The organism is Paenibacillus sp. ISL-20, from assembly GCF_018613005.1.
Taxonomy (GTDB): Bacteria; Bacillota; Bacilli; order Paenibacillales; family Paenibacillaceae; genus Paenibacillus_AQ.
The window spans coordinates 1-23,519 of record NZ_JAGGRD010000003.1; the positions used below are offsets into that span (position 1 = coordinate 1).

Annotated in this window: 23 protein-coding genes and 1 pseudogene; 10 read left to right on the forward strand and 14 right to left on the reverse strand. The window is 45.3% G+C overall.

Annotated elements, in window-relative coordinates; translation table 11 throughout:
* From J7E85_RS02845 to xerA, 4 genes are all read right to left on the reverse strand, one after another.
* Positions 1–704, reverse strand: a 704-nt coding sequence (locus J7E85_RS02845) for a hypothetical protein (protein ID WP_215154777.1), incomplete at its 3' end; no start/stop codon positions are given.
* A gap of 241 nt (positions 705–945) precedes the next feature.
* Complete coding sequence (locus J7E85_RS02850) at positions 946–1,254, reverse strand: hypothetical protein (protein WP_215154779.1); 309 nt, start codon at positions 1,252–1,254, stop codon at positions 946–948.
* 205 nt (positions 1,255–1,459) lie between these two features.
* Positions 1,460–2,014 carry a hypothetical protein gene (locus J7E85_RS02855; protein WP_098743238.1) on the reverse strand — a complete coding sequence of 185 codons (555 nt, stop codon included), beginning with the start codon at positions 2,012–2,014 and terminating at the stop codon, positions 1,460–1,462.
* Between the two features lie 119 nt (positions 2,015–2,133).
* Positions 2,134–3,045: a site-specific tyrosine recombinase/integron integrase gene (gene xerA, locus J7E85_RS02860; RefSeq protein ID WP_251035416.1), complete on the reverse strand. Its 912-nt coding sequence runs from the start codon at positions 3,043–3,045 to the stop codon at positions 2,134–2,136.
* A gap of 661 nt (positions 3,046–3,706) precedes the next feature.
* Between xerA and J7E85_RS02865 the strand changes: the two genes are divergently transcribed.
* Positions 3,707–4,291 carry a TetR/AcrR family transcriptional regulator gene (locus J7E85_RS02865; protein WP_215154781.1) on the forward strand — a complete coding sequence of 195 codons (585 nt, stop codon included), beginning with the start codon at positions 3,707–3,709 and terminating at the stop codon, positions 4,289–4,291.
* A gap of 144 nt (positions 4,292–4,435) precedes the next feature.
* Positions 4,436–5,386, forward strand: coding sequence for a phospho-N-acetylmuramoyl-pentapeptide-transferase (gene mraY, locus J7E85_RS02870; RefSeq protein ID WP_215154783.1), 951 nt, complete (start codon positions 4,436–4,438; stop codon positions 5,384–5,386).
* Between the two features lie 87 nt (positions 5,387–5,473).
* On the opposite strand, the gene J7E85_RS02875 is transcribed toward mraY, so the two are convergent.
* Positions 5,474–6,421, reverse strand: a complete 948-nt coding sequence (locus J7E85_RS02875) for an aminoglycoside phosphotransferase family protein (RefSeq protein WP_215154785.1) — start codon at positions 6,419–6,421, stop codon at positions 5,474–5,476.
* Between the two features lie 78 nt (positions 6,422–6,499).
* Positions 6,500–6,682, reverse strand: a pseudogene (locus J7E85_RS33800) (Mu transposase C-terminal domain-containing protein); the annotation flags it as partial.
* Between the two features lie 49 nt (positions 6,683–6,731).
* On the opposite strand from J7E85_RS33800, the gene J7E85_RS02880 reads away from it, so the two are divergent.
* The 3 genes from J7E85_RS02880 to J7E85_RS02890 all read left to right on the forward strand — a co-directional run bounded on the left by J7E85_RS02880 (position 6,732) and on the right by J7E85_RS02890 (position 8,003).
* Positions 6,732–7,268: a TetR/AcrR family transcriptional regulator gene (locus J7E85_RS02880; RefSeq protein ID WP_215154787.1), complete on the forward strand. Its 537-nt coding sequence runs from the start codon at positions 6,732–6,734 to the stop codon at positions 7,266–7,268.
* 73 nt (positions 7,269–7,341) lie between these two features.
* Entirely contained in the window at positions 7,342–7,653 is a 312-nt protein-coding gene (locus tag J7E85_RS02885) for a DMT family transporter (protein ID WP_215154789.1), read from the forward strand.
* A gap of 11 nt (positions 7,654–7,664) precedes the next feature.
* Entirely contained in the window at positions 7,665–8,003 is a 339-nt protein-coding gene (locus J7E85_RS02890) for a DMT family transporter (protein ID WP_251035417.1), read from the forward strand.
* A 256-nt stretch (positions 8,004–8,259) separates the two neighbouring features.
* Here the strand turns inward: J7E85_RS02890 and J7E85_RS02895 are convergent, their stop codons facing one another.
* Complete coding sequence (locus J7E85_RS02895) at positions 8,260–8,574, reverse strand: DUF1904 family protein (RefSeq protein WP_076321271.1); 315 nt, start codon at positions 8,572–8,574, stop codon at positions 8,260–8,262.
* Between the two features lie 238 nt (positions 8,575–8,812).
* On the opposite strand from J7E85_RS02895, the gene J7E85_RS02900 reads away from it, so the two are divergent.
* Positions 8,813–9,724 carry an aminoglycoside phosphotransferase family protein gene (locus J7E85_RS02900; RefSeq protein WP_215155080.1) on the forward strand — a complete coding sequence of 304 codons (912 nt, stop codon included), beginning with the start codon at positions 8,813–8,815 and terminating at the stop codon, positions 9,722–9,724.
* Between the two features lie 103 nt (positions 9,725–9,827).
* On the opposite strand, the gene J7E85_RS02905 is transcribed toward J7E85_RS02900, so the two are convergent.
* A complete protein-coding gene (locus J7E85_RS02905; RefSeq protein ID WP_215154791.1) occupies positions 9,828–10,229 on the reverse strand; it encodes a hypothetical protein in 402 nt (133 codons plus the stop codon).
* A gap of 223 nt (positions 10,230–10,452) precedes the next feature.
* On the opposite strand from J7E85_RS02905, the gene J7E85_RS02910 reads away from it, so the two are divergent.
* A complete protein-coding gene (locus J7E85_RS02910; protein WP_215154793.1) occupies positions 10,453–11,673 on the forward strand; it encodes an RNA polymerase sigma factor in 1,221 nt (406 codons plus the stop codon).
* 406 nt (positions 11,674–12,079) lie between these two features.
* Here J7E85_RS02910 and J7E85_RS02915 read toward each other — a convergent pair whose 3' ends face one another.
* A complete protein-coding gene (locus tag J7E85_RS02915) occupies positions 12,080–12,622 on the reverse strand; it encodes a VanZ family protein (protein ID WP_215154801.1) in 543 nt (180 codons plus the stop codon).
* Positions 12,619–13,521, reverse strand: coding sequence for a M15 family metallopeptidase (locus J7E85_RS02920; protein ID WP_215154802.1), 903 nt, complete (start codon positions 13,519–13,521; stop codon positions 12,619–12,621). The genes J7E85_RS02915 and J7E85_RS02920 overlap by 4 nt, the downstream gene beginning before the upstream one ends.
* Positions 13,522–13,707: 186 nt before the next feature.
* On the opposite strand from J7E85_RS02920, the gene J7E85_RS02925 reads away from it, so the two are divergent.
* Both J7E85_RS02925 and J7E85_RS02930 read left to right on the forward strand, forming a co-directional pair.
* Positions 13,708–15,444, forward strand: a complete 1,737-nt coding sequence (locus J7E85_RS02925) for an ABC transporter ATP-binding protein (protein ID WP_215154809.1) — start codon at positions 13,708–13,710, stop codon at positions 15,442–15,444.
* Complete coding sequence (locus J7E85_RS02930) at positions 15,437–17,281, forward strand: ABC transporter ATP-binding protein (protein WP_215154811.1); 1,845 nt, start codon at positions 15,437–15,439, stop codon at positions 17,279–17,281. Before J7E85_RS02925 ends, J7E85_RS02930 begins: the two co-directional genes overlap by 8 nt.
* Before the next feature lie 712 nt (positions 17,282–17,993).
* On the opposite strand, the gene J7E85_RS02935 is transcribed toward J7E85_RS02930, so the two are convergent.
* The 3 genes from J7E85_RS02935 to J7E85_RS02945 form a co-directional block, all read right to left on the reverse strand.
* The gene (locus J7E85_RS02935) at positions 17,994–18,806 is read right to left on the reverse strand and encodes a sugar phosphate isomerase/epimerase family protein (protein ID WP_215154818.1); all 813 of its coding nucleotides are present in this window, start codon (positions 18,804–18,806) and stop codon (positions 17,994–17,996) included.
* A gap of 77 nt (positions 18,807–18,883) precedes the next feature.
* Positions 18,884–19,732, reverse strand: a complete 849-nt coding sequence (locus J7E85_RS02940; RefSeq protein ID WP_215154820.1) for a GNAT family N-acetyltransferase — start codon at positions 19,730–19,732, stop codon at positions 18,884–18,886.
* Between the two features lie 109 nt (positions 19,733–19,841).
* On the reverse strand, positions 19,842–20,459 hold the full coding sequence (locus tag J7E85_RS02945; protein WP_215154822.1) for a LysE/ArgO family amino acid transporter: 618 nt from the start codon (positions 20,457–20,459) through the stop codon (positions 19,842–19,844).
* Between the two features lie 142 nt (positions 20,460–20,601).
* Between J7E85_RS02945 and J7E85_RS02950 the strand changes: the two genes are divergently transcribed.
* Positions 20,602–22,053 carry an aminotransferase-like domain-containing protein gene (locus tag J7E85_RS02950; protein WP_215154824.1) on the forward strand — a complete coding sequence of 484 codons (1,452 nt, stop codon included), beginning with the start codon at positions 20,602–20,604 and terminating at the stop codon, positions 22,051–22,053.
* Positions 22,054–22,195: 142 nt separating this feature from the next.
* On the opposite strand, the gene J7E85_RS02955 is transcribed toward J7E85_RS02950, so the two are convergent.
* Complete coding sequence (locus tag J7E85_RS02955) at positions 22,196–22,858, reverse strand: ABC transporter permease (RefSeq protein WP_215154826.1); 663 nt, start codon at positions 22,856–22,858, stop codon at positions 22,196–22,198.
* Positions 22,859–23,519: the final 661 nt, after the last annotated feature.

Genomic DNA, 23,519 nt, shown 5'->3' on the forward strand with positions numbered 1-23,519 from the left:
TTTAATTGCGCTCTATATAGATTATATTTATACTCAATATCTTCTAAAATTGTTGATAACACTTTAATTATTTGAAGTATATAATAAACAGCATATCCTTGAGCCTTTTGTGCTTTTTCGATTCCTTCAAAAAACTCACTTGCTTTATCAATCAAATTATTCTGTTCATCGTAAATTATTGTGAAGCTTTTCTCATCAAGAATATTAAATAATTTATCATTTTTTTTATTATTTTTATTCCCATTCTTCCTTTCACGAATCAACAACTCATTTTGAATTTCAGCCCACTGTATTAGTGGATCTATAGTTGAACGTCTTCCAGTTAAATAATCAAGGTTGTAGTAACGATCGCCCATCGAAAAGTCCCCTAAGAATTTCAATATTTTCAAGGACATCTCTTCCAAATCGTTAAGCAAGTCCTTACGATTACAAATTTTCACAACAGAATGAAAAAGATTTATCAAGTTGTGACTATAAGATTTCATAACCTTAGTATCTGGATATTTATTATGAATACCTTTGTAATTTTGCATTATTATTAATTTCATAGTTCTTTCTAAACCTGTTCCCAATTGAAAGAAACCTTGATAGTATTCTCCTTTGTTCTGGATACTCGCTCTTCTAAGAGAAGTAAGTCCATATCCGATAGAAGAATGAATTAGATATCCTTCTTTGATTAGTAAAGCTTCTTGTGTTGTATTCATAATATAATCCTTTCAGTTAAATGAAATTGCGCATAACGTTCTTGTATTCACGACGTCCCACCACCTTAAGCCCGAAGGGCGGCCGCGATGCGGTTAGGTGGTGCGGATGTGTCCGGCTGGATTGCTTCTATGTATACTGAAATGCCTCATCGAACTCACTTCGGACTGCTGCCGGACCGAGGGGCGACAAAGTCGACCCGATGCGTGAATATGGTGTTAGGCGATGTTGCTGACCTCTTGATTAACCCTCGTATGCCCTTGATGCTTCTAATAGTTCGTTATTTGTTTCAAGTTCTTCTAATACTCTTTGAATGTCGTTCTCCGAATAACTTCTAACAATTATCATGTGTTTAATGAAAAGCCCTGGTGGGTCGATATTCTCCCTAGATAAGTTATTCTTCAATCTTTCAGGTGTATATAAAATACTCCAACGCTTTGAACCATCATTAAAAACCATAGTAATCTCAATCCAATTCCATTCCGCGGGATCATCGCGAACCTCATCATCATATTTCCAACTAACTAATTTGGGTTGTTCGTTCTCTCCCATCCTGAATACCCCCACGATAAATGTGCTCTTTATCGGTTCTTAACCGTGTTTTTCAGCAATGTCGCCTAACGTTCTCGTGTTCACGACGTCCGACGTATGTCGGATGTGTCCCGGCATTCACTTCCCCGACTGTTCCTCCCGGACCGAGCGGGGCTTGCCCCCGATGCGTGAACATATTGTTATATGATGCCGATGTCTCCTAGAACTACTTCCAATAATCTTCTTCTATTTTTTCATTTTTAGTTCTTAAGTCAATGTACTGTTTAATGTCAAATATTTTTAACGCTCCGGAGTCAAAAAACCTTAAAAGTCTCTTTCCTTCTTCAATAAATTCCGCTCGATTATTCAGTAAAAAATCAGCTTTTGCAACAGGGTCATGTAATTGAAAATCATAATCATAAACTATGTATTTAAGAGCCATTAATCTGAAAAAGTTATATCCATTACAATACTCATGATAAATACTCCTACATATATTTATAAACTCATCGTCATCATTTGTTTGCATAAGTCGAATCAAAAGATCTCTGATAATAAAATCTTCAACTGAGTCAAAACCCAATATCTTAACTAATATAGGTTCAAGCTCATCTATTACAAATTTTGATTTATAGTTAAGATCAAGTAATTTGAAACACATATCTCTACCTAAAGATTCCTCCAGCTTTTCAACATGCTCATACAGCCACATCTCTAGGGCCTTAATTTCCATCTGATTTCTAAGAACTGAAAGAAATCGATCTTCATAATCTAAATTCATTGATACACCTACCTATTTCTTTACATCGGTTTCACATAACGTCTTTTTCACGAACATCGCAAAAATATCATCTCTTGAGGTGTTCACGAACTTCGTGAACACTCCTTCACTAAAAATGTTTACGACTCCTCTTCCAATTGATCTAACGGACTTTTAATCCTTCTTATGTCCTTCACACTCACATGTGTGTACCTTTCGGTGGTGCGTACACTTTGATGACCGAGCAACTCTTGAATGAAGCGAATGTCAATTCCACCTTCCAATAGATGTGTAGCGAATGAATGGCGCAAGGCGTGAATACTAACCTTTTTCTGGATTCCAGAAGCAGCACGTGCTTGTTCGAACACTTTTTGAACCGTTCGTTCAGTCATATGGCGCTCTGGGTGTTGACCTGGGAAGATCCACTTCTCAGGCTTTTCTTGTTGTAAATACGGTTGAACAATATCCATAGCTGTATCGGATAATAGCGTACGACGATCCTTTCGACCTTTGCCTTGAGAAACCCGAAGTGTTTTTCGCTCGAAATCAATGTCTTGAGTTTTCAACCGGACCACTTCCCCTACCCGTAATCCTGAGGAAGAGGTAAGGTATAGGATCGCACGATGTTTTAAATTATGGAGTGCTTTTAAGATCAACATCACTTCGTTCATCGATAACACATTCGGCAACTTCTTTTCTTTCTTAGGGCGAACATAAGAGACTGTTTCTTCATGCAATAATACTTTTTGAGCATAGAATTTGATCACGCTGAGCGCTTGATTAACATAGGAATGGGAACATTTTCTATGAAGTAAGTGTAAGGAATAACTCTGAATCAATTTCTCGTGACCCATCCTCTGATTTTGCTGCTGTACAAAAGCATGAAATCGATGGACTTGACTACAATAAGCTTTTATCGTGTTTTTACTATAACCTCGAAGCTGCAGTGCATGAACGAAAGACCTTTTTATCGACTCATCCCATGAATAGATTGGAATGTGATCCTGCATGTTAACTTCATTGTTAAACAAGCTGCACTCTTTCATCAGCATGCTATCAACATGAATCTTCGTTCATTCAAAAAGTGTATGCAACTGTTGAATGGATTCGGGTGTAAATGGAATCATCCAGACCTTTTTATCACGGACCCATTTCCTTCCTGGAATTTCTCGAATCTTCATCATTCCGAGACACCCATACACTCACTTTCCCACCCTCTCATTATAGCAGCAACCTAATTATTGGAAAGCAAAAAGAGCTCACAATCGCCGTTATCGACGTTGTAAGCTCCCGATACTTTCGGTGCTGTCCATCCTTATTGATCTAACCGCTTTCAATTCAATAATATTACGTTTAGGGGTTTAAAATTCTTGTAGCCATTAAATAGATTAAACCATAATCAAGGTAGCAATGGCTACTTCATTTCTCACCTTACTTCAAGCACGAAGATGCCGTGCAAGCGAAATCTTGGTGCTGCCTTTGCGTGTAACATGATGACGAGTAGCGTAGCGAATCGGTCTTGATGTTTCACGCCGTCTTCGAGTAACTCACATCTTAAGATATATGACCATCTGCGTTTGGCGTCGATTCTTACATGAAGAATAGAGTACTCGTGGATCTTACTACAGCTCCTACCCAGATTCAGTACATGATGGTATTTTGTATAATAGAGAGATACATATTGTGGAACTGCGAAGGAGTGGAGCTACTGTCATGAAACCGGAGTTAGATCCGAGAGAAATCAGAACCCTGCAAAAAATAAAAACCGCTCTCCTTCACATGATGGCTTCCCGAATCGATCCCATATCCATTACGGATCTATGTGCCGAGGCACAAGTGACACGGCCTACCTTTTACAAGCATTTTAGTAGTGTAGCCGAGTTAATGGAGGTCATGTCCAAGGAGATGATGGAAGATTTGGAACGCTGCATCGTGATCGAGAAAAAAATACCCCTTCAAGAGGTTGATTATGTGGAACTGCCCTCCAATATGGTAGCTTTATTCAACCATGTGCTGGAGAATCGCCAGTTTTACGAAGCCTTCATTTTAATCCATCCTGACACGCCATTCACGCGTTATTTCAAAGCCACGCTATACCATTTTGTAAAGGTTGGGCTTGAAGCTTCCATTGAGACAGGAGCTGAGATCAGCGTCCCGTCCGACGTGGTGATCAACTTTATGACGGGCGCGTTTCACGAGACCATCTTGTGGTGGATGTTGAATGGATATCCCTACACTCCACGGGAAATGACGGCTATGGCATTACGCTTGTCCATTAACGGACCCTATCAGTTATAGAACACTAAAAAAGAGTAGCGTTTCGTAATTGAGAATAGGGTACGTTACTCTTTTTGCTAACTTCGTAAATCGGAAGGAATATTTGTCCATTTCATCGAAATACAATGTACTAACACGAAACCGATAGAAAGAGATGTGTATGAGATGAATGGAATTCTGGGTGTATCCGGACTATCGTTCTTGCTGGTGACACTGTTCACACCGCTGCTTATCTGGGGATTGCGTACGTTAAAGCTCACGCAGCCAATCCGGACCGAGCTGCCTCCCGATCATCAGGCCAAACGCGGGACGCCGTTAATGGCAGGTCTTATATTGCTGATTGGCGTTGCCATTTCACTGCAATTTCAACCTACGCCGCTAACCGTTTTTTTATGCGCGACCTTCCTCTTGTTCAGCTCGATCGGGTTTATGGATGACTTCAAAAAAGCTGCGTGGCAGGACCCGTCGGGAATCTCCGGTCGCATGAAACTTGTATTTCAGTTCCTGTTTACCGGCTCATTACTGTATGTGCTGTTCCATTCCTTTTCGCTGACAAGTGATATCCGGCTCTTCAACGGGTTCCAACTGCATTTGCCGGTTAGTGTGTACGTCATCATCATGCTGCTATTCATTGTGGGTTCGGCTAATGCCATTAACTTTACCGATGGGTTGGACGGACTATTAATCAATGTAGCCATACCTACCTATTTTTTCTTCTTTTTAATCTCCGACAAACCGGAGGTTCAGATGTTCTCGCTAGTCATGATCGGCTGTCTGCTCGGCTTGCTGCTCTACAACATTTATCCGGCCCGGGCTTTTATGGGGGATACGGGATCCCTTGCCATTGGCGGTTCCCTTTCATTCTTAGCGGTGATCGAGAAGGTCGAAATCCTGATTCCGTTGCTGTTCATGATCTATTTGGCCGAGCAGCTCTCGGTTATCCTGCAGGTATGGTACTACAAACGGACCAAGCTGCGTCTGTTCCGAATGACCCCGATCCACTTCCACTTCAGTCTCAAGTACGGCTGGAGTGAGAACAAAATCGTGATGATCTTCGGTTTTGTCTCCTGGTTTATGGCTCTTCTCTGTTGGGTACTTGCAAAGTATGTGATGTGAAACACCGAAATAGACAAGCAAAAAAAGCCTCCTGGTAGGATTGAAGCGTGCTTCACTCCACTGGCTGGCTTTTTTCATGTATAAGGATCAGTCCCGATGGGAAGAAGCGATCTCTTCCAGCTCTTTTCTCAGACTCTGGAGCGTTAACGCACGTTCTTTGTCATGCTGGACATCATAGAGTAGTTGCTCCATGAACTCCCAGACATCCTCCAATTTGCGTCTGCCTTGATAAAACTGCAACGCCTCAGCGTTTATTTCATAATGACTGTGCGTTTCTTTATAAACCCTCATAAATAGTTCAAAATAGGGCTCATCCACAAAAGACATCATATCCGCCTCAACCGGTGCCAACTTCAGCCCTTCCCAATCGATCAGTTTCAGGTGCTGCCCCGTAGACATCAGATTCCATCCATGTACGTCGGTATGGCATAATGCCATTCGCAGATCACGATTCTTCAGCGCTTCGGACAACTCTTCAACTTTAAGCATGATTTCCTTCAATCTATCGATATAATGAAGCAGCACTTCCCCGAGGTCATACGGCAACTCCCCGTCCAGCGTGCTCTTTAGCTGCCCAAGAAACGGCACCGTGTAGTTTTCCGTCATGGCACTTGTCACAAGCGGAACCTCTTCCCCATAGCGATGGAGCTCTGCGATCATCTCCGCTAGCTGCCGTACCTGATCCTCTGTCAGTTCTTGATCGGCAATCGTGTCCCCAACGATATATTCATACAGCAGATAGATCCCTTCGTCATCCTCGCATTGATAGCTGCCGTCCGTCGTGAGAATGGGGGCTGGAATCTTGCCCTTCAAACGGCTATGCTCTTCAAGCCACAGCAATATCGGCACGTAATCATCAATGAGCGCCGTCCACTTGGGAGTGGATGCCCGGCTTTTCTCATAAGCCTTCAGGAAATAATGCTCGTTATGGCTCCTGACTCTAAATGCGAGTGCAGCCCAGCCACCCTGCTGTGGTACGACGTCAGTATTCTCCAAGCCATAGTGATCCTTCAAAATGCCTTTTAAACGGTCCATGGGCCCTCCTTCATACTTATATAAATCTTGGTAACTCTTTTACCATATCATAAAGGAACGGAAATAACCGGATAAATCAAATGTTTCAGGTATACCACATATTTGCCAATCGGGGTTATTTTTTCTCCATATTGCTTGGTTTAAGACCAATGATGTATGTATTGCAGAGGGATTTTGAAAAGTTAAGAAATATCCAGCAATTGCACGGCTGTAATCATCTAAAATAATGGTTAGCCAGGGTCTTTCTGGTTTTCCTTTTTTTAAATGTTATAATGTATAGAACGATCACTATAAAAAAGGAGTATGTATGATGGGATCATCCAAAAGAGAAGCTATACTCAATACTGCAGAAACGTTGTTTTACCAATATGGATTTCATTCCATTGGATTGAAGAAAATCATAACTGAAGCTGATGTAGCTATCATGACCTTATATAATCATTTTTCTTCTAAAGAAGAATTAGTTTTGGAAGTATTAAAAAAGAGAGAACTTTACTATTGGAACCTTGTAAGGCCTCAGCATAGAGATCCGGATAATTGGGATATTGAAGATGTGATGGAGGGTCATTATATGTGGCTGATCGAAAAAGGAGACATTGGTTGTATCTTTTTACGTGCATTGGAAGAATATCGAGGAAGAAGCGAAGCGATTGAAAAACTTATAATAGAGCATAAACAAGCTTTTACGGCCTATTTAAGAGAGGTATTAACCCAAAATAATCGTTCACCGGAATTATGTCTTCATATCCATACAATTGCTGAAGGGTCTACTTCTATGGCTGAAATAATTGGTCCCGAAAAAGCGATTAAAGTAGCTAGAGAGTTGTTGAGATCAATCAAAAAATAAAAGATATGCTCTTTTATTTTTTTGCATAAAATATAATGATCGTTCTATATAATCAATGAAAGGAGTATTGTTCTTGGCCTATTTATATTTGTTTGTCGCCATATTGTTGGAGGTTTTTTCCTCCACTCAGTTGAAATTATCGCAGGGATTTAGAAAGTTCTGGCCGTCTTTATTTACTTTGGTTGGCTATAGTGTAACATTTTATTTTTTAGCATTATCTTTAAAAACTCTTTCTATGGGGGTTGTTTTTGCCACTTGGTCGGGCATAGGTACAGCTTTAACTGTTTGTATCGCTATTCTGTTTTTGAAAGAAAAAATAACTTTGAGATCTATAGCAGGATTATGTATCCTGCTTTTCGGAATAATCCTGCTAAATTTTAGTTAAAGGGGATGGGAATGATGTTACAGAAGCACACTCTCTATTTAATAATGGCTATTGGATGTGGAATAACGGGGGGAACATTTTTAAAGTTGTCCAATGGATTTACTGTGATATGGCCGACACTAGGTGCATTAGCTTTTTATTTTATTGCTTTTTTATTCTTATCTTTTGCCATGAAGGTCGTTCCTTTATCGATTGCCTATGCCGTATGGGGCGGTACTGGAACAGGGATGACAGCTATTATTGGTATCGCATTTTTTGAAGAAAGCATATCCGTCATCAAAATCGTATCCCTGCTTTTAGTTGTAATAGGCATTGTTATGATAAATGGGTCGAAATCAGTAGGTAATTGATAATGAGTTTGTAAAACTAAGAGAATAGGTCATACTACCACATGCAATGAACATATTTGATAGAGCAAAATCACACTTAAAACCAACGCAAATTATCTTCTAAAATCACAGCACGTACGTTTATGAAGCGGATGGAGTCGTCTTTTTAGAAGATGACTGAGAGCTATCGGGTCCATGAACAACCGAGCCAATTTCATCCTTATAAAAAAACAAGAATGCATCATCTGCATCCTTGTCTCGCCTGCAACGTCTTATTTTATTCTAATGGTCTGCCTTCTTTATAATAAAGATTCCGCTTAAGAATCACGAAGAAAATATGTACGTTCCGGTACCCGTGTTCCGACAAGATGTCGTGAATGCGGGCTGCGACAGCATCATGAATCTCCTGAGTTCTCTGGAACATGAGGATTTCCACGGATAACGGCGTATTGGTTATGATCTGATAAGGAAGCAGTTCAATCTTTACAATTTCCTGCGGTATTTGAACAATACCGGCGAATTCGGCAACGACCTGTGGTGTGATTTCTTCAAGAAAAACTTCGGTAAATCCTTTAAAGCGTAAATATGGCACTCGTATCCCTTCATTTCGTCAAATTATTGTCTTATAGATGTCCCCAAGTGACTTTTATCTCTCTTCTACTATACAATATTGTTATTGTGAAAGGAATCACTATGATTCAGATACACATATTCGCAGGTGAATTTCAATTATAGTTATCCTTTCAATTGCCCTTTACGGAGCATTTCCGTTAGACTTGATAACATCCGATTCATCATACGAGAAATTCATTATGGAGGTGAAGGTCATCATGGGCCGAAATCTATGGGATGCCGAATGGGAAGTAACCGAGCCGTTAGTCCGATTATTACTTAACCGTCAATTTCCCCAATTGTCCACCCTCAAGGTCCAGGAGATTGGCAACGGATGGGACAACACCGTTTATCGCGTTGGCGATGAGTATGTGTTTCGCTTCCCCCGAAGAGATATTGCCATAACTTTACTAAATACCGAAGCAAAAATCCTGCCCAAGCTGGAACACTACATAACGATACCTTATGCGAAACCCCTTTTCTTCGGAAAAGAGAGTGAAGACTATCCTGCACCTTTTCTGGGGTATACCTATCTTCCAGGGAAATTTCCGATTGGAATATCAGATGAAGCACGGATGCAGTCGGCGGCAACGCTCGCCCGCTTCCTGAAGAACCTGCATGCATTTCCCGTAGAAATAGCACAGCAAGCGGGTGTATTGTCTGACCAGCGTAATCTGACCGATCTGGCCGGCCGGAAAGACAAAATGTTGAATTTCCTCTCCCGTCTTACCCTCTATATTACGCAAGCGGAGTTGAGCGAGATCGCGGACTATTTGCAGGGCATCCAGTTGGATCGGGCCAGGCACCAACATGTTCTAATCCACGGGGATCTCCATTTTAAAAACATGTTGGTCGATGATGCCGGCAAGCTTTCGGGCATTATTGATTGGGGTGACATAAACATTGGCCATCCTGCCTGTGACCTGAGTATCGTTTACAGCTTCCTGCCACCGGCCTCCAGAGAGGCTTTCTATGATATCTATGGCGAAGTGGACGAAGAAACCAAGATTCTGGCACGAATGATCGCCGTATATATCCCCATGTTAATATTCATCCAAGCCATCGACGAAAAAGATGAAACCATTGCATTGGAAGCCAAATCGATAATTCAGCGTGCCATCGCCACGTAATGGTTCGATGGTTATGGCTGAATCATATTTCATGCAAAAAGAAGCTTGAAACCTTCAAGCTTCTTTTTCTTAGTCTCGTGATTTGCCTGACGCTTTTGTAACGTTATATTTTTAACATTCCCATTAATGGCATAATGGCTTTTATCACATTCATGCCCAGTGTAATGTGAGGCACGAATTGTCCCAAGAAGCCCAATCCGCCAACCGCCGCGACTCCTTCTCCTCGCTCAGCCCCTTCGACTGCCGGAGCGCTTGGAGGACCTCCAAACAAGTTGCTTAAAAATCCGGAGATTTGCGCTTTATCCCCGCTCCGAGCAATCGAGGCCGGCATATTTTTGTTAGCACGAAGTCCTGACAGCGTTACTTCTCGGCCTTGGATCTGATTCAGTTCTCCGATATAGTAGCTGCCGTCCTTCAGAACGACCACGACCGGTTGACCTACCCAATGCTGCGGAGGGCTCGATTTCGAAGCAATTCTGGACTTCCTTGCGCGTTTCGATGACATATTAGGATCACCTCGCTTCCCTGTTCATGATGATGACATCATATGCAGAGCCGTCTTTCATTCTTGTGCCTTTATTAGGATGATTAATATAAATGCGTCAATAACCTAGATTTACCGGCCCAGTCAACATAAAAAAATGAGCAAAAATTATTTCCGCCAAATGTGGCTTTTTGACTCTCTCCGGTGTCTAATGAATTGTAAGGTCAAGAGGAGGTTCTTATCCGTGTCAAGAGCTCAAGACAATCTCCCTGTTTATCCGGATAACCAGGGAACCAAACGCACATTTGAAGATATGTATGATGAATACCGCCTGAGGATTCGCCATTATCTCGCACTGAAAGTGAATCCGATGGCTGCAGATGACTTAACACAACAAGTGTTCTTAAGGGCCATGGAGAACCTCGATAAGTTTAACGGGAACTCCAGTCTGTTCACCTGGATCTTCAAGATCGCCCAGAACACGGTTAAAAATGAATATCGAAGTATATCACGTAAACATGAGATGCCTTATGACTTTACAAGTTATGAATCACAGTCCATCTCCCTTGATTTTGCCAGATATGTTGATATTCGAATCGATATTAGCGCGGCACTTAAGCAGCTGAGTGAGCTTGATCAGCAGATTATATCCTTGCGATTCTTCGTGGATTGTACGCTGTCGGAAATATCCAGGATCGTGGGCATGCGCGAGAGTGCGGTGAAAAATCGATTGTACCGATCCTTAGAGAAACTAAAGAAAGAATTAAAAGAATGGGGTGACATCACCATTATGTCAATTCTAGATTTGATATCCTTTGAAAGCAAAAGTGATGCAAGTCATCATCAGAGCAACGTGCATCAGGACCTGTTTCAAGAACTTAAGAACAATGTAGAACAGATTGCAGCGAAATATAATCATCAGCCTTCACGCAAAATCGTCATTGAAATCTATCCCGATCTGCCAACATTCCATCAAGCCGCTGGAGAATCGGATGCACCTGATTGGTTCATGGGCACGTTTGATAACAACACGTTAAAAATCGTCTCACCCTTAAACCCGGGTCCTGAGCATACGTATCAATCGATCCTTCGGTCCACGCTGCACTTGTATACCATGTGGTTGATCAGCGACATCAACCCCCTTGCCCCCAAATGGATCCGTCAGGGCATCGGTGGGTACGAAACGCAGCAAATGTCCGAAGATTTCATTCGAAGCACGACTTCGGCAGCCATCAGCAATCATGCAATTCCAAGCTTCGAGGATCTCAATGATGATTCCTGGGATTTCGGCAAAACGGGATTTCAGTTCTCCTATCTGATCGTTGAGTTCATCATTAAAAAATATGGGTTAGGTCCATTAAATCAATTGATTCGTATGCCCAATGGTTATCAAGAAATTTTCCGGATTTCCGAAGAAAAGCTTCATGAAGAGTGGGCGACAGCCCTCCAAGATCAGCTTGTTTAGGTCAAAAGAAACCCGGTCCTGGACCGGGTTTTCCACTATCTCCATACGTTTGCCATTCTCGTTATCCATACCGGCCCAGCACGACAAGGGAAATCACCTTTGTCTGCGGGTTATCCAGGTACATATTAGATCTTCCATGCCACATCTGTCTAAGGGGGGGTTATTAGCAGCCTCACGGCGGCCAACCGTCAAAACATACTTATTCTTTTGTTCCACCACTCCTTGGCGAGCTTCGGAAACGTCACCGACCGTATGATACCATGGCTCCCAGCTCTCTAAACCACGACCTTTTCCTACTACTCCCAATCACGTGTCACTTCAGGGTCCGTATCCGGACAGCGGATGTCTTAAAACCGGGCATTTTACAGAACGGATCGAGTTCCGGCCGGGTCGCGTGATTGCTTACTTATTCGTTCCCAGTTAAAGGCTTATCCGTTCTTCCTCTTCTCTCATCAGTAGGAAGAGTTGTTCCTGCTAAGGTGAGTTTAAGCACGAGAAACATGCCGTACCCAAGCACACCACCGGTCGTATTCAGGATTAAATCATCCACATCAAAACTTCCCATTGAAAAAAAGAGCTGGGAGCATTCCAGCCCCAGGCTCAACCCCAGGGATGTCGTGAAGGAGCCAATGAATCCGAGGAACTTGTTCCTAAGCATAAGACCGACGAATAGGCCATTGGGCATGAATATGGCGATATTGCCAAAGAGATTGACCACGTCATGCGGACTCGAAAGGTGCTTGATATTCATACGAATGGATTCAAAGGGCGTGAAATTGGCAAATTGCAATCGATTTTGTACATAATCCGGGATCTCGGTGGCTCGATGCAGCTGCTGCCACAGAACTGATAGATCTACGGAACCGAACTTGAATAAAATCACCTTGAGTAAGACATAGAGATACAGCGCATATAGTAATACAAGCATCCATTTATACGATAATTTCATTTTGCATCATCCTTATTTAGCCGTACCGTCACAATGATTCCGTCGATATTGTTTCCGGATATCTCATACTCGCTTCCTGCCGGTATCTCAATCTCCATGTCTTTGGATGTAACGGGTACATACTTTATTTCGTATTCCTTCCCCTCTACAGTTGTTGTATAGCTGGATTGTTCCTTCAGGTAATCCAGATATTCCTCCAATGTAAGATTCAGTTCCTTCATGATCATGCTGTGCGGCTGCCCAACATAACGAAAATGCCACGGTTCATACTGAATGCCTGTAATCTCTGTTTTGTCCTCAGGATATCGCAGAATGAATCCGTGCGCCCATGCATGCTCCTTCAGCCACTTCCCTTCGGGCGATCGATCAATCGACTGCTGCGTCGATCCGATATCCATCGAGAGCCCGAGATTATGTTCGCTGTAGCCTGGAGGCAAGGCGTAATCGGAACCTTTTTCACGATAAAGCTGTTCTTGCTCGCCCTCATCCCGATACCCGCTGCTGATCATGAAGCGATTGACTCCGTCTTCTCCGGCGGCTTCAACCATGTCACCGAATTTCTCTGCCACACTGCGCGATAACCGGATCGTGTTGTCCAGAACCACATAACCATGCATTAAGTCTTTATTCTCAAACAATGTTACGATATCCTTCGGCACCGCTCCCGGATCAAGCGGATGATCCTTGTTGACCAGGACCAAATCTCCACGTGTCACTTGTTCATCTGTTACACGGATCGTCTGCGCAGCTGATGGAGGATGCGATTGCGTATCAGAACCCGCTTTTGCTTCCTGTCCATCTCTACTTTCTACCCTATTATTCACGTTAGGCGTCTCCGTCAGAATGGACTCGCATCCGACCAACAGAAATATAACGAGCATGATCAAACCCTTTTTCAACTTCAACAACTCCCTCTAGCTTGGTTTATCCAGATTAATAAATAGAGTTTAAGGAAAAGTAGGGAAAAGTTAAAGTTTTTCTTAAGAGATGCAAGTTGCGCTTATCCCTTTTCCCTTTGACAAGGTTGAAGCCTATGGCTTAACTTGGTATTTAGACTAAGAAGAATAAAGAAGGTGCCATTATTCTTGCTCAAATTATTTCGTTATTTACGTCCCCATTGGGCTGCGGCCCTGCTTGCGCCGCTGCTCATGCTGCTGGAGGTCGCCATGGATTTGCTTCAGCCCATTCTCATGGCCAGCATTATTGATCAAGGTGTCATGCAGAACGATACTTCACACATTCTCCGTACAGGTCTTATCATGCTGGGTGCGGCTGCCATCGGGCTGCTTGGAGGTCTCGGATGTACGATCTATTCTTCCATTGCCTCGCAGCGTTTCGGTGCCGACCTGCGCCGGGATTTGTTCCGCAAGGTTCAAACCCTCTCGTTCCGAAATCTGGACGACATCTCAACCGGTTCACTTATCACCCGGCTGACGGGCGACATCATTCAGCTACAGACCATGGTCCAGATGCTGCTGCGCGTCTTCGTACGGTCTCCGTTTCTCGCGATTGGAAGCATGGTTATGGCGGTGATCATTAGCCCCAAGCTCGCCATCATTCTGGCCATTGCCGTTCCATTGTTGTTCGTTGTGATGTTCTTCCTGATCCGGACCACCCTCCCCTTATTCGCCACCGTTCAGAAGAAACTCGACAAAGTGAATACGGTCCTGAAGGAGAATTTCGCCGGCATCCGGGTGTCCAAAGCATTTGTGCGAGCCGGGTATGAGAAGGATCGATTCCATCAAGCGAATACCGACTTCACGCAAGTTTCGGTTCAAACACAACGGATCGTTGCGCTGAATATGCCTATCCTGACCATGATACTGAACATCAGTATCGTGATTGTCCTATGGCTCGGCGGGAAGAACGCGATTGATGGCTCATTCGAGGTGGGAAGCCTGGTAGCCTTTATCAACTATGTGACACAGGTGCTGTTCTCCGTTTCCTCCGTGGCGATGATGCTGGTTCGAATCTCTACAGCCAAGGTTTCCGCTGATCGTGTCCAGGAAGTCATGCATATGGAATCCGAGATTGTAAACGTTGCTCACCCGACGATGAATGCATACAAGCAGGGAGAAATCGTATTTGACCAGGTGACTTTTTCCTACAAACCGGAAATACAGAAGCCCGTTTTACATAATGTCAGTTTCAAGGTTCAACCAGGGCAGACCGTCGCGATTATGGGAGCAACCGGTTCGGGGAAAACCTCACTGGTATCCCTGCTCCCCCGCCTGTATGATGTAACATCCGGGCGGATGTTCATCGATGGGACCGATGTGCGACAAATCGACTTATCGGCGTTACGCGAACACATTGGCATCGTCCTTCAAGAATCCATCCTCTTCACAGGCACGATCCGGGACAATATCCGCTACGGGAAAGCGGATGCTTCCGATGAAGAAGTGATGGCAGCAGCTAAGGCTGCGCAGGCGCATGAATTCATTTCGTCCATGCCGGAAGGGTACGATACCGTGCTTGGACAAAGAGGCGTGAACCTCTCCGGCGGCCAGAAGCAGCGGATCTCCATTGCACGGGCATTACTGCTTCGCCCCGCCATTCTTATTCTTGATGACAGCACAAGCGCCATCGATATGGGGACGGAGTCCAGGCTTCAGAAAGAGTTAGCCCGGCTGATGAACGCTCGCACCTGCCTCATGATTGCCCAGCGGATCTCTTCCGTGATCGATGCCGATCTTATACTGGTACTGGATGATGGGAAATTGGTAGCGGAGGGTACGCACAGCGAGCTGCTTGCTTCCTGTGAGTTATACCAGGATATTTACAAATCGCAATTCGGCAAGGAGGTGTCTTCCCATGGCTAAACCGGAACAGGGAGCGAAGCATGGCCATGCAGACGCTCCGGATCTGAGCATGCGCGGCGGCAGCCCCATGCGTGGAATGACGATGACCAAGGCGAAGCCCAAAAATACGATGGCAACGATACGCCGGATCTGGGGTTACATCCGTCCATTTAAGGGCGGTATGATCGCTGTTTTCTTATTCACGCTCATCGCGACGATTCTGTCCCTGGTGGCTCCTTACCTGCTGGGAAATGCGGTGGATCATTACATCATTCCAGGAGATTTCGAGGGACTCATGGGGTTGTGTGCGGTGCTTCTTGCCGTTTACGCGGGTACCGCGCTCACGGCATGGCTGCAACAGCATGTCATGGTTAAGGTCTCCCAGCTGTCTATTCAGGCCATGCGGAGGGATATTTTTGCAAGACTTCAAATCCTTCCGCTGCGATTCTTCGACAGCAAGACGCACGGCGAATTGATGAGCCGCACGACCAACGATATCGAGAACGTCTCCGGGACATTGAATCAGAGCGTAACCCAGCTAATCTCAAGCGTATTGTCCCTGGTTGGATCACTCGCCATCATGCTGTACCTGAACGTATGGCTGACGCTGCTCAGTATGGTGACCATTCCGCTTGTCATGCTGTTTACAAAGACAGTAGCAAGCCGGACAAGGAAGCATTTCTCCAAGCAGCAGAGCACGCTGGGTGAGCTTAATGGCTTTATCGAGGAAACCGTCTCGGGTCAGAAGGTCGTACAGGTATATCGCCGGGAGCGACATGCCGCTGCGCAGTTCGATGTCATGAACAAGAAGCTGACCGATGCCAGCATTCAAGCTCAGATTTATTCGGGTACCGTCGGTCCGGTTATGAACGTGCTGAATAACGTCAGCTTTGCTTTAATAGCGGCGGTTGGCGGGTACATGGCATTCAAGGGTTTTACTACCGTTGGGGTTGTCGTTGCATTTCTGAACTACTCGAAGCAGTTTCAACGGCCGCTGAACGATCTGGCGAATCAATTCAACCTGGTGCAATCTGCTGTGGCTGGTGCTGAACGGGTCTTTGAGATTATCGATACCGAGTCCGAGTACCAAGACAATCAAGACGAGAATGCAGCGGATGACATGTATGGGGAGGTACAATTTGACCGTGTCTGCTTCAGTTATAAGGAGGGCGTCCCGATTCTGAAGGATGTATCACTCACCGCTCGGCCGGGCGAGACCATTGCGCTCGTCGGTCCGACAGGTGCCGGCAAAACCACCATCATCAATCTGCTCACCCGTTTCTATGAGATCGATTCTGGCGTGATCACCATTGATGGGGTCGACATCCGTCAGTTGGATAAGGACAATCTGCGGAGCAAGCTGGGAATCGTGCTGCAGGATGCCTATGTATTCTCGGCATCGATTCGGGAGAACATCCGCTACGGCCGGCTTGATGCCTCGGACGAAGAGATCGAAACTGCCGCCAAGCTTGCCAATGCGCATGACTTCATCATGAAGCTGCCCGAAGGCTATGATACGCAGCTTCTCTCGGGCGGAGGCAACCTGAGCCAGGGCCAGCGGCAGCTATTGACGATCGCGCGTGCGGTGCTTGCCGATCCGGTCATACTGATTCTAGACGAGGCTACCAGCAGCATCGATACGCGGACGGAGATGCATATTCAAACCGCCATGCGCACCCTGATGCAGGGCCGAACGAGCTTTGTCATCGCTCATCGTCTAAGCACGATCCGCGAGGCTGACCAGATTCTCGTCATGAATCAAGGCGGTATCGCGGAGCGTGGCACACACGAAGAACTGCTGGCCAAACGGGGCTTTTATTACGAGTTATACAACAGCCAGTTTAAGTTAACCAGTTAAGATGGCCTTCGACATTTTTCTTACAGGCCGCTGACAACAAACAAGAGAGCGGGTTCCATGGAACCCGCTCTCTTGTTTTTCTGCTATAAGGATAAATGATCTTGCGAACTGAGCGCAGCGTACCGCACCAAGCCACCCCTTATAACTGCAGAGCAATATCTGAATCGGTATCAGTCTAAGACGAGTACGGATTTTCTTTCCCATTTGGCACGACCGGACATGAACGCCTTTATTTCGATCAAAATAGCTTAATTCGCGAATCGAACGGACAATAGCACCTTCATTTCGATCAAAATAGCTCATTTCGCGAATCGAACGGACGCCAGGCCCGTTATTTCGTTCAGAATTGCTTATTTCGCGAATCGAACGGACACCAGATCCGTTATTTCAGTTAACATAGGGCGATAATCACACTTTTACGGCGAATAACGTATCTCATGTCCGCTAAACTAGTTAAACACATCTTTTTTAACTAAATAACGGATGCTTAGTCCGTTAGAAATGCAAATACAATACAATGCAATACTACGCAATACAAATACAATGCAATGCAAATGCAATACAATGCCATGCCATACAATGCAATAAAAATGCCTTTCAAATGCCTTTCAAATGTCTTTCAAACGCAATACAAACGCCCTTCCAATGCTCTTTAAACGCTCTTCAAATGCACTTCCATTGCAATACAAAGCAACCATCTCGCACGATTTCATCATTCCAACTCAACTCGACTGGCATTACTCACGATCCGTTTGACGGTACCGATAATCCATTCCATCTCCACATATTGGTTGTGCGGCGCATTGTATTCGACGCCCCAGTAACCCTTGTATCCGCCTGCGAGCAGGCTCCGTACCTTCTCCTCCGCATCGGGATGGACTGCTGTTTTTGCATCAAAATGAGTATGTACCGTCCATGGGGCAACCATCTCATCACCTTCAGCCTCATCTGCCTTCCATCTGCCAAGATGAAGCAGAAAACCAAAAGCCGGATGTTGGACTTCCTCGGCAAGCCGTTTCATTTCTCGCGGAAGCAGCGATGCGCCCATATGATTTTCCGGACCAATGGTATAACCGCCATCCGCTGCACGATCCGCATATTCCCGATAACGTTTAACGGTATACTCGAACTGTTCGTTAGTCATCGGCTCCGATTCCTTATAACTGCCGCCGGTGTCGATTCGCACGGTTTCGGCGCCCAGGATTTCAGCGGCATCCAGATGAACCAGCGCGTTCTCGTACAGCTTCTGCCGGATATCCGGGTCTGGATCCCATAGGTGCGCTCCATCCACAGCAAAGTTAACCACCCTCATCTCTTTCTCATCCAGTGCCTCTCTGATTTTCCGGATGTAACTCTTATCAGCAAGCTTATATACGCTATCGCTCCGATCGATGAAAAAACCGTTCCACAAATCAACCGCATCCATTCGGTACCGGTACTTCACCGTCTCCAAATAACCGAACACATCCATTTTTCCATCCAGAAACGTATTATAAAAAGAATAGCCGCCAATCGAAATATTCACCTGAATGCCCCCTTAGAGAATAGATCAAAGCACGATCTTCCGTTTATCACACTACCAAACACCCTGCGCAGCATATCTTACTCTATGGTGTATTTAAGATGATGATATTCCCCGCCGGAGAGAAAACCTTTCTTCCTATACAGTTGCTCCGCTTGATTCCCCGTCGTTACAAAGAGGCGCAGCACAGGGTAATCAGGCTCCAAGGCCGTTAATGCCCTATCCAGCATCGCGCTCGCCAACCCCACTCCTCGATGTTGAGACAATACTGCGATGCTAAAGACCAATGGCAGGCCCTCCCATAAAGAGATCAAACATACACCGACGATTTCTTCCGTTGTTCGGTCATATACTACTGAAGAGGCTTCCAACAGCTTGGGGTCCACTATGTCAAAATATCGGGCCGCATCATCCGCATAAACCTGGACTTCCCGCTCATCCGGGCCATTTGCATACGCTTCCCTAAACACCTCTACAATCTTAGACATATCTTCTTTTGTGGGTCTTCTATCCATATAATGGAGATCCATCGATGTTTCCAGCTGTTCGGTAGGCCGCATCATGCATTGCCTGGATTCAACCTGAACGAAACCATTTTCACGAAAAGCGATCTCCTGCTCAACCAGAACATTATGAGCATGCAGAGACTCTGTCAAATTCCAGGATTTTAAGGTATAGCTCTTCACGTAATCAATCATCTTTGTGGTAATAGAATATGGGGGGATACCAAACACAAGTCCGATGGAATGGTCAGACAAATAAACTCCCGCCACTTTATCGTCACCTAAGACAACCCAGTAACCGTCGTCCGAATCCGCTAGAACCTTGGTTGAATCACCCCAGCTCGGTCTAAACCAATTATTCTTATAATAGGTAGCAAAATATTTCGAGAACACCTTGGGATCCGCCTTTATTAATCTATATTCCATAAGTCCCCCTCCTTATACCCTTTTGAATTAGGCCCATTATATAGGTTGGAAGAGGAGTGGGCAAAGGGATTTATCTTCTATAATAAAAAAATCACACATACCGTTTCGGCTAGGATAGAATCAGGCTAACCCCCAGATACCCCGCTATTCCCCACATAATCAACGCTGATATTCGGTTCAACGTGGACAACCATTTCCCTGATGGATCCATCCTTCCCGCTGTCCTGCCCGCTATTCCAAGACCCAAGAACCACAACCACGAAACTGCGATACATACAACGGCAAAGACCACTTTGTCGATCCCTGTATATTGGAGCGAGCTTGTGCCAATGACCCCGATCGTGTCCAGAACAGCATGCGGATTTAACAAGGATACGGACATGGCAAATACAATTTGCTTTTTCGGCGTAAACGAACGAGTCTCTTCTTGCGCTTGACCCGAAGGTTTACTCTCCCAGGTTACCCTTCCCATATAGACCAGGAAACAGATCCCCAATGAAAACAGCACAGTTCGGATCCATTCATATTCCAGAACAACAACGGATACCCCCAGAACCGCTAATGAGATCAGCAGCGTATCACATAGCGATGCGGTAATCATGACGGGCAGTGCCTTGATGAAGCGGGGTTGTACCGCTCCCTGATTAAATACAAACACGTTCTGCACGCCCAAAGGAAGAATAAGACCCAAAGCTAGAATGAATCCATGAACGATGACGCCTATCATATGAAACCAAACCTCCAGCGAATATTTCCACCATTGTAAAGGAGGGTATCGGCTGCGTCTCCAACCAATTGGTTGGCACTTGACCCAACCAATGAGTTATACTGAGGCATATTCCTACATGAAAGCGGGTTTACCTATACCTATGGCTGAAGAATGGAAATTGAATAAGCACTCCAATGTGCCGCTTCATCAGCAAATTTATGATGTTATCAAGAGCAGAATCATGAACGGGGAATGGCCGGTCGGAACCCGAATTCCCACGCAGCGAGATCTGGCTGCCAAATTTCAAGTGAACCGCAGCACCATTGTGTATGCACTCGGGGAGCTCGCCGCAGACGGTTTAATCGAATCCCGCGTGGGACAAGGGACCGTAATTATTAACAATACATGGAGTTTACTTGCTGCCACACCTCCGCCTGATTGGAATCAATATGTAAAATCCGGCTCCTATCAGCCCAATATCCATATGATCCAGCAAATCAATCGTGCGGAAGCCGATGCTAGCATGATCCGTCTCGGAACAGGCGAGCTCTCTCCTGATCTCCTTCCGATTGACCAAATGCGGGAGACGTTTAGCGGCAGGATGTCCAGCCGCTTCACCTTGGGCTACTCGGAACCGAAAGGGAGCCTATACTTAAGGGAAATCATCAGCGATCATCTGAAAAAGAAAGGGATTATGGCCTCCCCTGCTTCCATACTCATCGTCTCCGGCGGGCTGCAAGGCTTACAGCTGATCTCGCTTGGACTGCTGCATCACGGTTCCTCCATTTTAGTAGAGAATCCTTCTTACCTGAACTCGATCCATGTGTTTCAATCCGCCGGCATGCATTTGCACGGCATCCCTATGGATGAGAACGGGATCCGAACGGAAGCCATCGGGAGACTTAAGCGCCAACACAGGGCTGCTCTGCTGTATACCATCCCTGCCTTTCATAACCCTACCGGAACGCTAATGTCTTCCGACAGACGAGCAGAGCTGCTTCGGATTTGCGCTCAGGAAAGGCTGCCCTTAATCGAGGATGACGTGTATGGGGATTTATGGTTAGACACCCCCTCACCCCTCCCTCTGAAAGCTTCGGATAAACAAGGCCTAGTGCTCTATATGGGCAGCATGTCCAAGACCCTGGGTCCCGGGCTGCGCATCGGATGGATCGTCGGGCCTGAGCCGGTCATCGACCGGCTGTCCGACATCAAAATGCAAACCGATTACGGCTCCAGCTCACTTTCCCAGCATGCCGTCGCCGAATGGCTCTCCAGCGGGTTATATGATGATCATCTCGATCAGATCCGTGCAGAGCTGATGAGACGCCGAGACTTTACCCTGTCGTTACTGGAGCAATATTTCCACGATATCGCACGCTGGAATATCCCTCAAGGCGGATTCTATATTTGGCTTTGCATCAAGAACCCCCTCTCCATTCGCCCTTTTTTTGAACAAGCGCTGAGGGAGAGCATTTTGCTTAATCCCGGAAATATATATGATCGTAACGACCAGCAGCATCTGCGCCTATCCTATGCTTACGCCTCGTACAATCAGCTGGAAAGCGGGCTTATCCGGCTTGCGGAGCTTATCCGCCTCCATGCGGTATCATAAGAAAAAGGGCCCTCCCCCGGACTTTGATCCACAGGGAAGGCCCATTCCTATTGTCAGTGTGCCACTTTTGCTATCTTATTTCGGAGGTACGGCGATTTTCCGATTTCTACAAAACGACATTCTTCTTGCCGACGATCCTCTTTTACACATGACGACGTTCCATCAGATTAATTCCTATGCCCATGCACAACACCCCGATGAGCAGCAATTTGGAAATTGGGAGCCAGAGATCCGCGATGCCGTAACCGTACACGGCTATTCCCGTCAATGCTTTCATGGCATGGGTCAGCGGAATGACCTCCGCAATGCCAAGCAGAATCGGATTCGTGATTGTACCTGGCGGCATATATACCCCACTGATGAGCGGCATAATTGGAATGATGGACGGAAACAACGTCCCAAATTGCTCAGGTGACTGCAATATGCCGACCAAGAGCATCGATAAAGCGACGATGGTCAGTGTATAGATTACAATGACTAGCAGCAGCAAGTCATATTGGTCGCCTAAGTTGAAGCCGAAACCATAACGAAAGATGAGCAGCACCAGGATGATCTGCAAGACGCCGATCAAAGAGCTGTATAATAGGTGACCCATATACATTTCCGTTTTTCGGACAGGAGACAGAATGAGCCGGTTCCAAACGCCGGATGCTTTATCTTTCGTAATCGTATTCACCTTGAACCCAACGGTAAACATCACTAGGAATAACGAAAATCCGAACAGCAGCTGAAGTCCCATATCATGACGAACGAGTTCTCCCCCATCCTGCGACTCGGATTGGAGACGCAAGGGCGGTTTCTCCATATAAACATGTACGTGCTCGCGGAAGCCGATACACGGCTTTTCCTGCCAGAATGGAATAAACCAGTAGAATGTATGGGTTTGATGCACTTGTGCTGGTTGGCCATAAGGAGATCATGGAGAATAAAGACGCAACGAGCAGTGTGACAAATAGCATTGCAGGCTTGGCGCGGTATAACGGCGATAGAAAAAAGGCCGTGAAGAAAATGGCGCTGCTCCCCAATCTCCAAGGAAATTGGTCAGGATTGCCATGTTGGATCACAGGGAGGAAGGCAAAAATCCAGCTTAAACCAAGAAATATAAACCATATCCAGAACGACCGCACATCGTCCCCTCTCTTTCCACTCAAGCAAACTCAAGGTTCCCAGTATAAAATAACGTTCCAAATTTTAGTTATATTATATCACAAGCCTATTCGATACTTTTGGTGAAATAAGTAAATTGGAAATAAAATATCGCTTCAATCTAATTGTGAAATAATATACATACAAGTCTAAACCCTTATCAATACTGGGATTTATTCAGCAAGATCAGAGGAGAATTGTGGCGAAAAACAGGCCCGGAATTGTGACGAAACTGGTAACTCTCGTGAAAGTTTGAACAAACTATGAACTGCCTCAAAACCGCGCCACTACAATGATTTCGCTCACAACCCTCCCCTTTT

Coding starts and splice junctions, on each gene's coding strand:
- J7E85_RS02945 (WP_215154822.1), bottom strand. CDS start 20,459: ATGATAGGCGTCATCGTTCATGGATTCATTCTAGCTTTGGGTCTTATT.
- J7E85_RS02855 (WP_098743238.1), bottom strand. CDS start 2,014: ATGAATTTAGATTATGAAGATCGATTTCTTTCAGTTCTTAGAAATCAG.
- J7E85_RS02890 (WP_251035417.1), top strand. CDS start 7,665: ATGATGTTACAGAAGCACACTCTCTATTTAATAATGGCTATTGGATGT.
- xerA (WP_251035416.1), bottom strand. CDS start 3,045: ATGCTGATGAAAGAGTGCAGCTTGTTTAACAATGAAGTTAACATGCAG.
- J7E85_RS02915 (WP_215154801.1), bottom strand. CDS start 12,622: ATGAAATTATCGTATAAATGGATGCTTGTATTACTATATGCGCTGTAT.
- J7E85_RS02955 (WP_215154826.1), bottom strand. CDS start 22,858: ATGGAGAAACCGCCCTTGCGTCTCCAATCCGAGTCGCAGGATGGGGGA.
- J7E85_RS02930 (WP_215154811.1), top strand. CDS start 15,437: ATGGCTAAACCGGAACAGGGAGCGAAGCATGGCCATGCAGACGCTCCG.
- J7E85_RS02880 (WP_215154787.1), top strand. CDS start 6,732: ATGGGATCATCCAAAAGAGAAGCTATACTCAATACTGCAGAAACGTTG.
- J7E85_RS02850 (WP_215154779.1), bottom strand. CDS start 1,254: ATGGGAGAGAACGAACAACCCAAATTAGTTAGTTGGAAATATGATGAT.
- mraY (WP_215154783.1), top strand. CDS start 4,436: ATGAATGGAATTCTGGGTGTATCCGGACTATCGTTCTTGCTGGTGACA.
- J7E85_RS02940 (WP_215154820.1), bottom strand. CDS start 19,732: ATGGAATATAGATTAATAAAGGCGGATCCCAAGGTGTTCTCGAAATAT.
- J7E85_RS02865 (WP_215154781.1), top strand. CDS start 3,707: ATGAAACCGGAGTTAGATCCGAGAGAAATCAGAACCCTGCAAAAAATA.
- J7E85_RS02900 (WP_215155080.1), top strand. CDS start 8,813: ATGGGCCGAAATCTATGGGATGCCGAATGGGAAGTAACCGAGCCGTTA.
- J7E85_RS02950 (WP_215154824.1), top strand. CDS start 20,602: ATGGCTGAAGAATGGAAATTGAATAAGCACTCCAATGTGCCGCTTCAT.
- J7E85_RS02905 (WP_215154791.1), bottom strand. CDS start 10,229: ATGTCATCGAAACGCGCAAGGAAGTCCAGAATTGCTTCGAAATCGAGC.
- J7E85_RS02875 (WP_215154785.1), bottom strand. CDS start 6,421: ATGGACCGTTTAAAAGGCATTTTGAAGGATCACTATGGCTTGGAGAAT.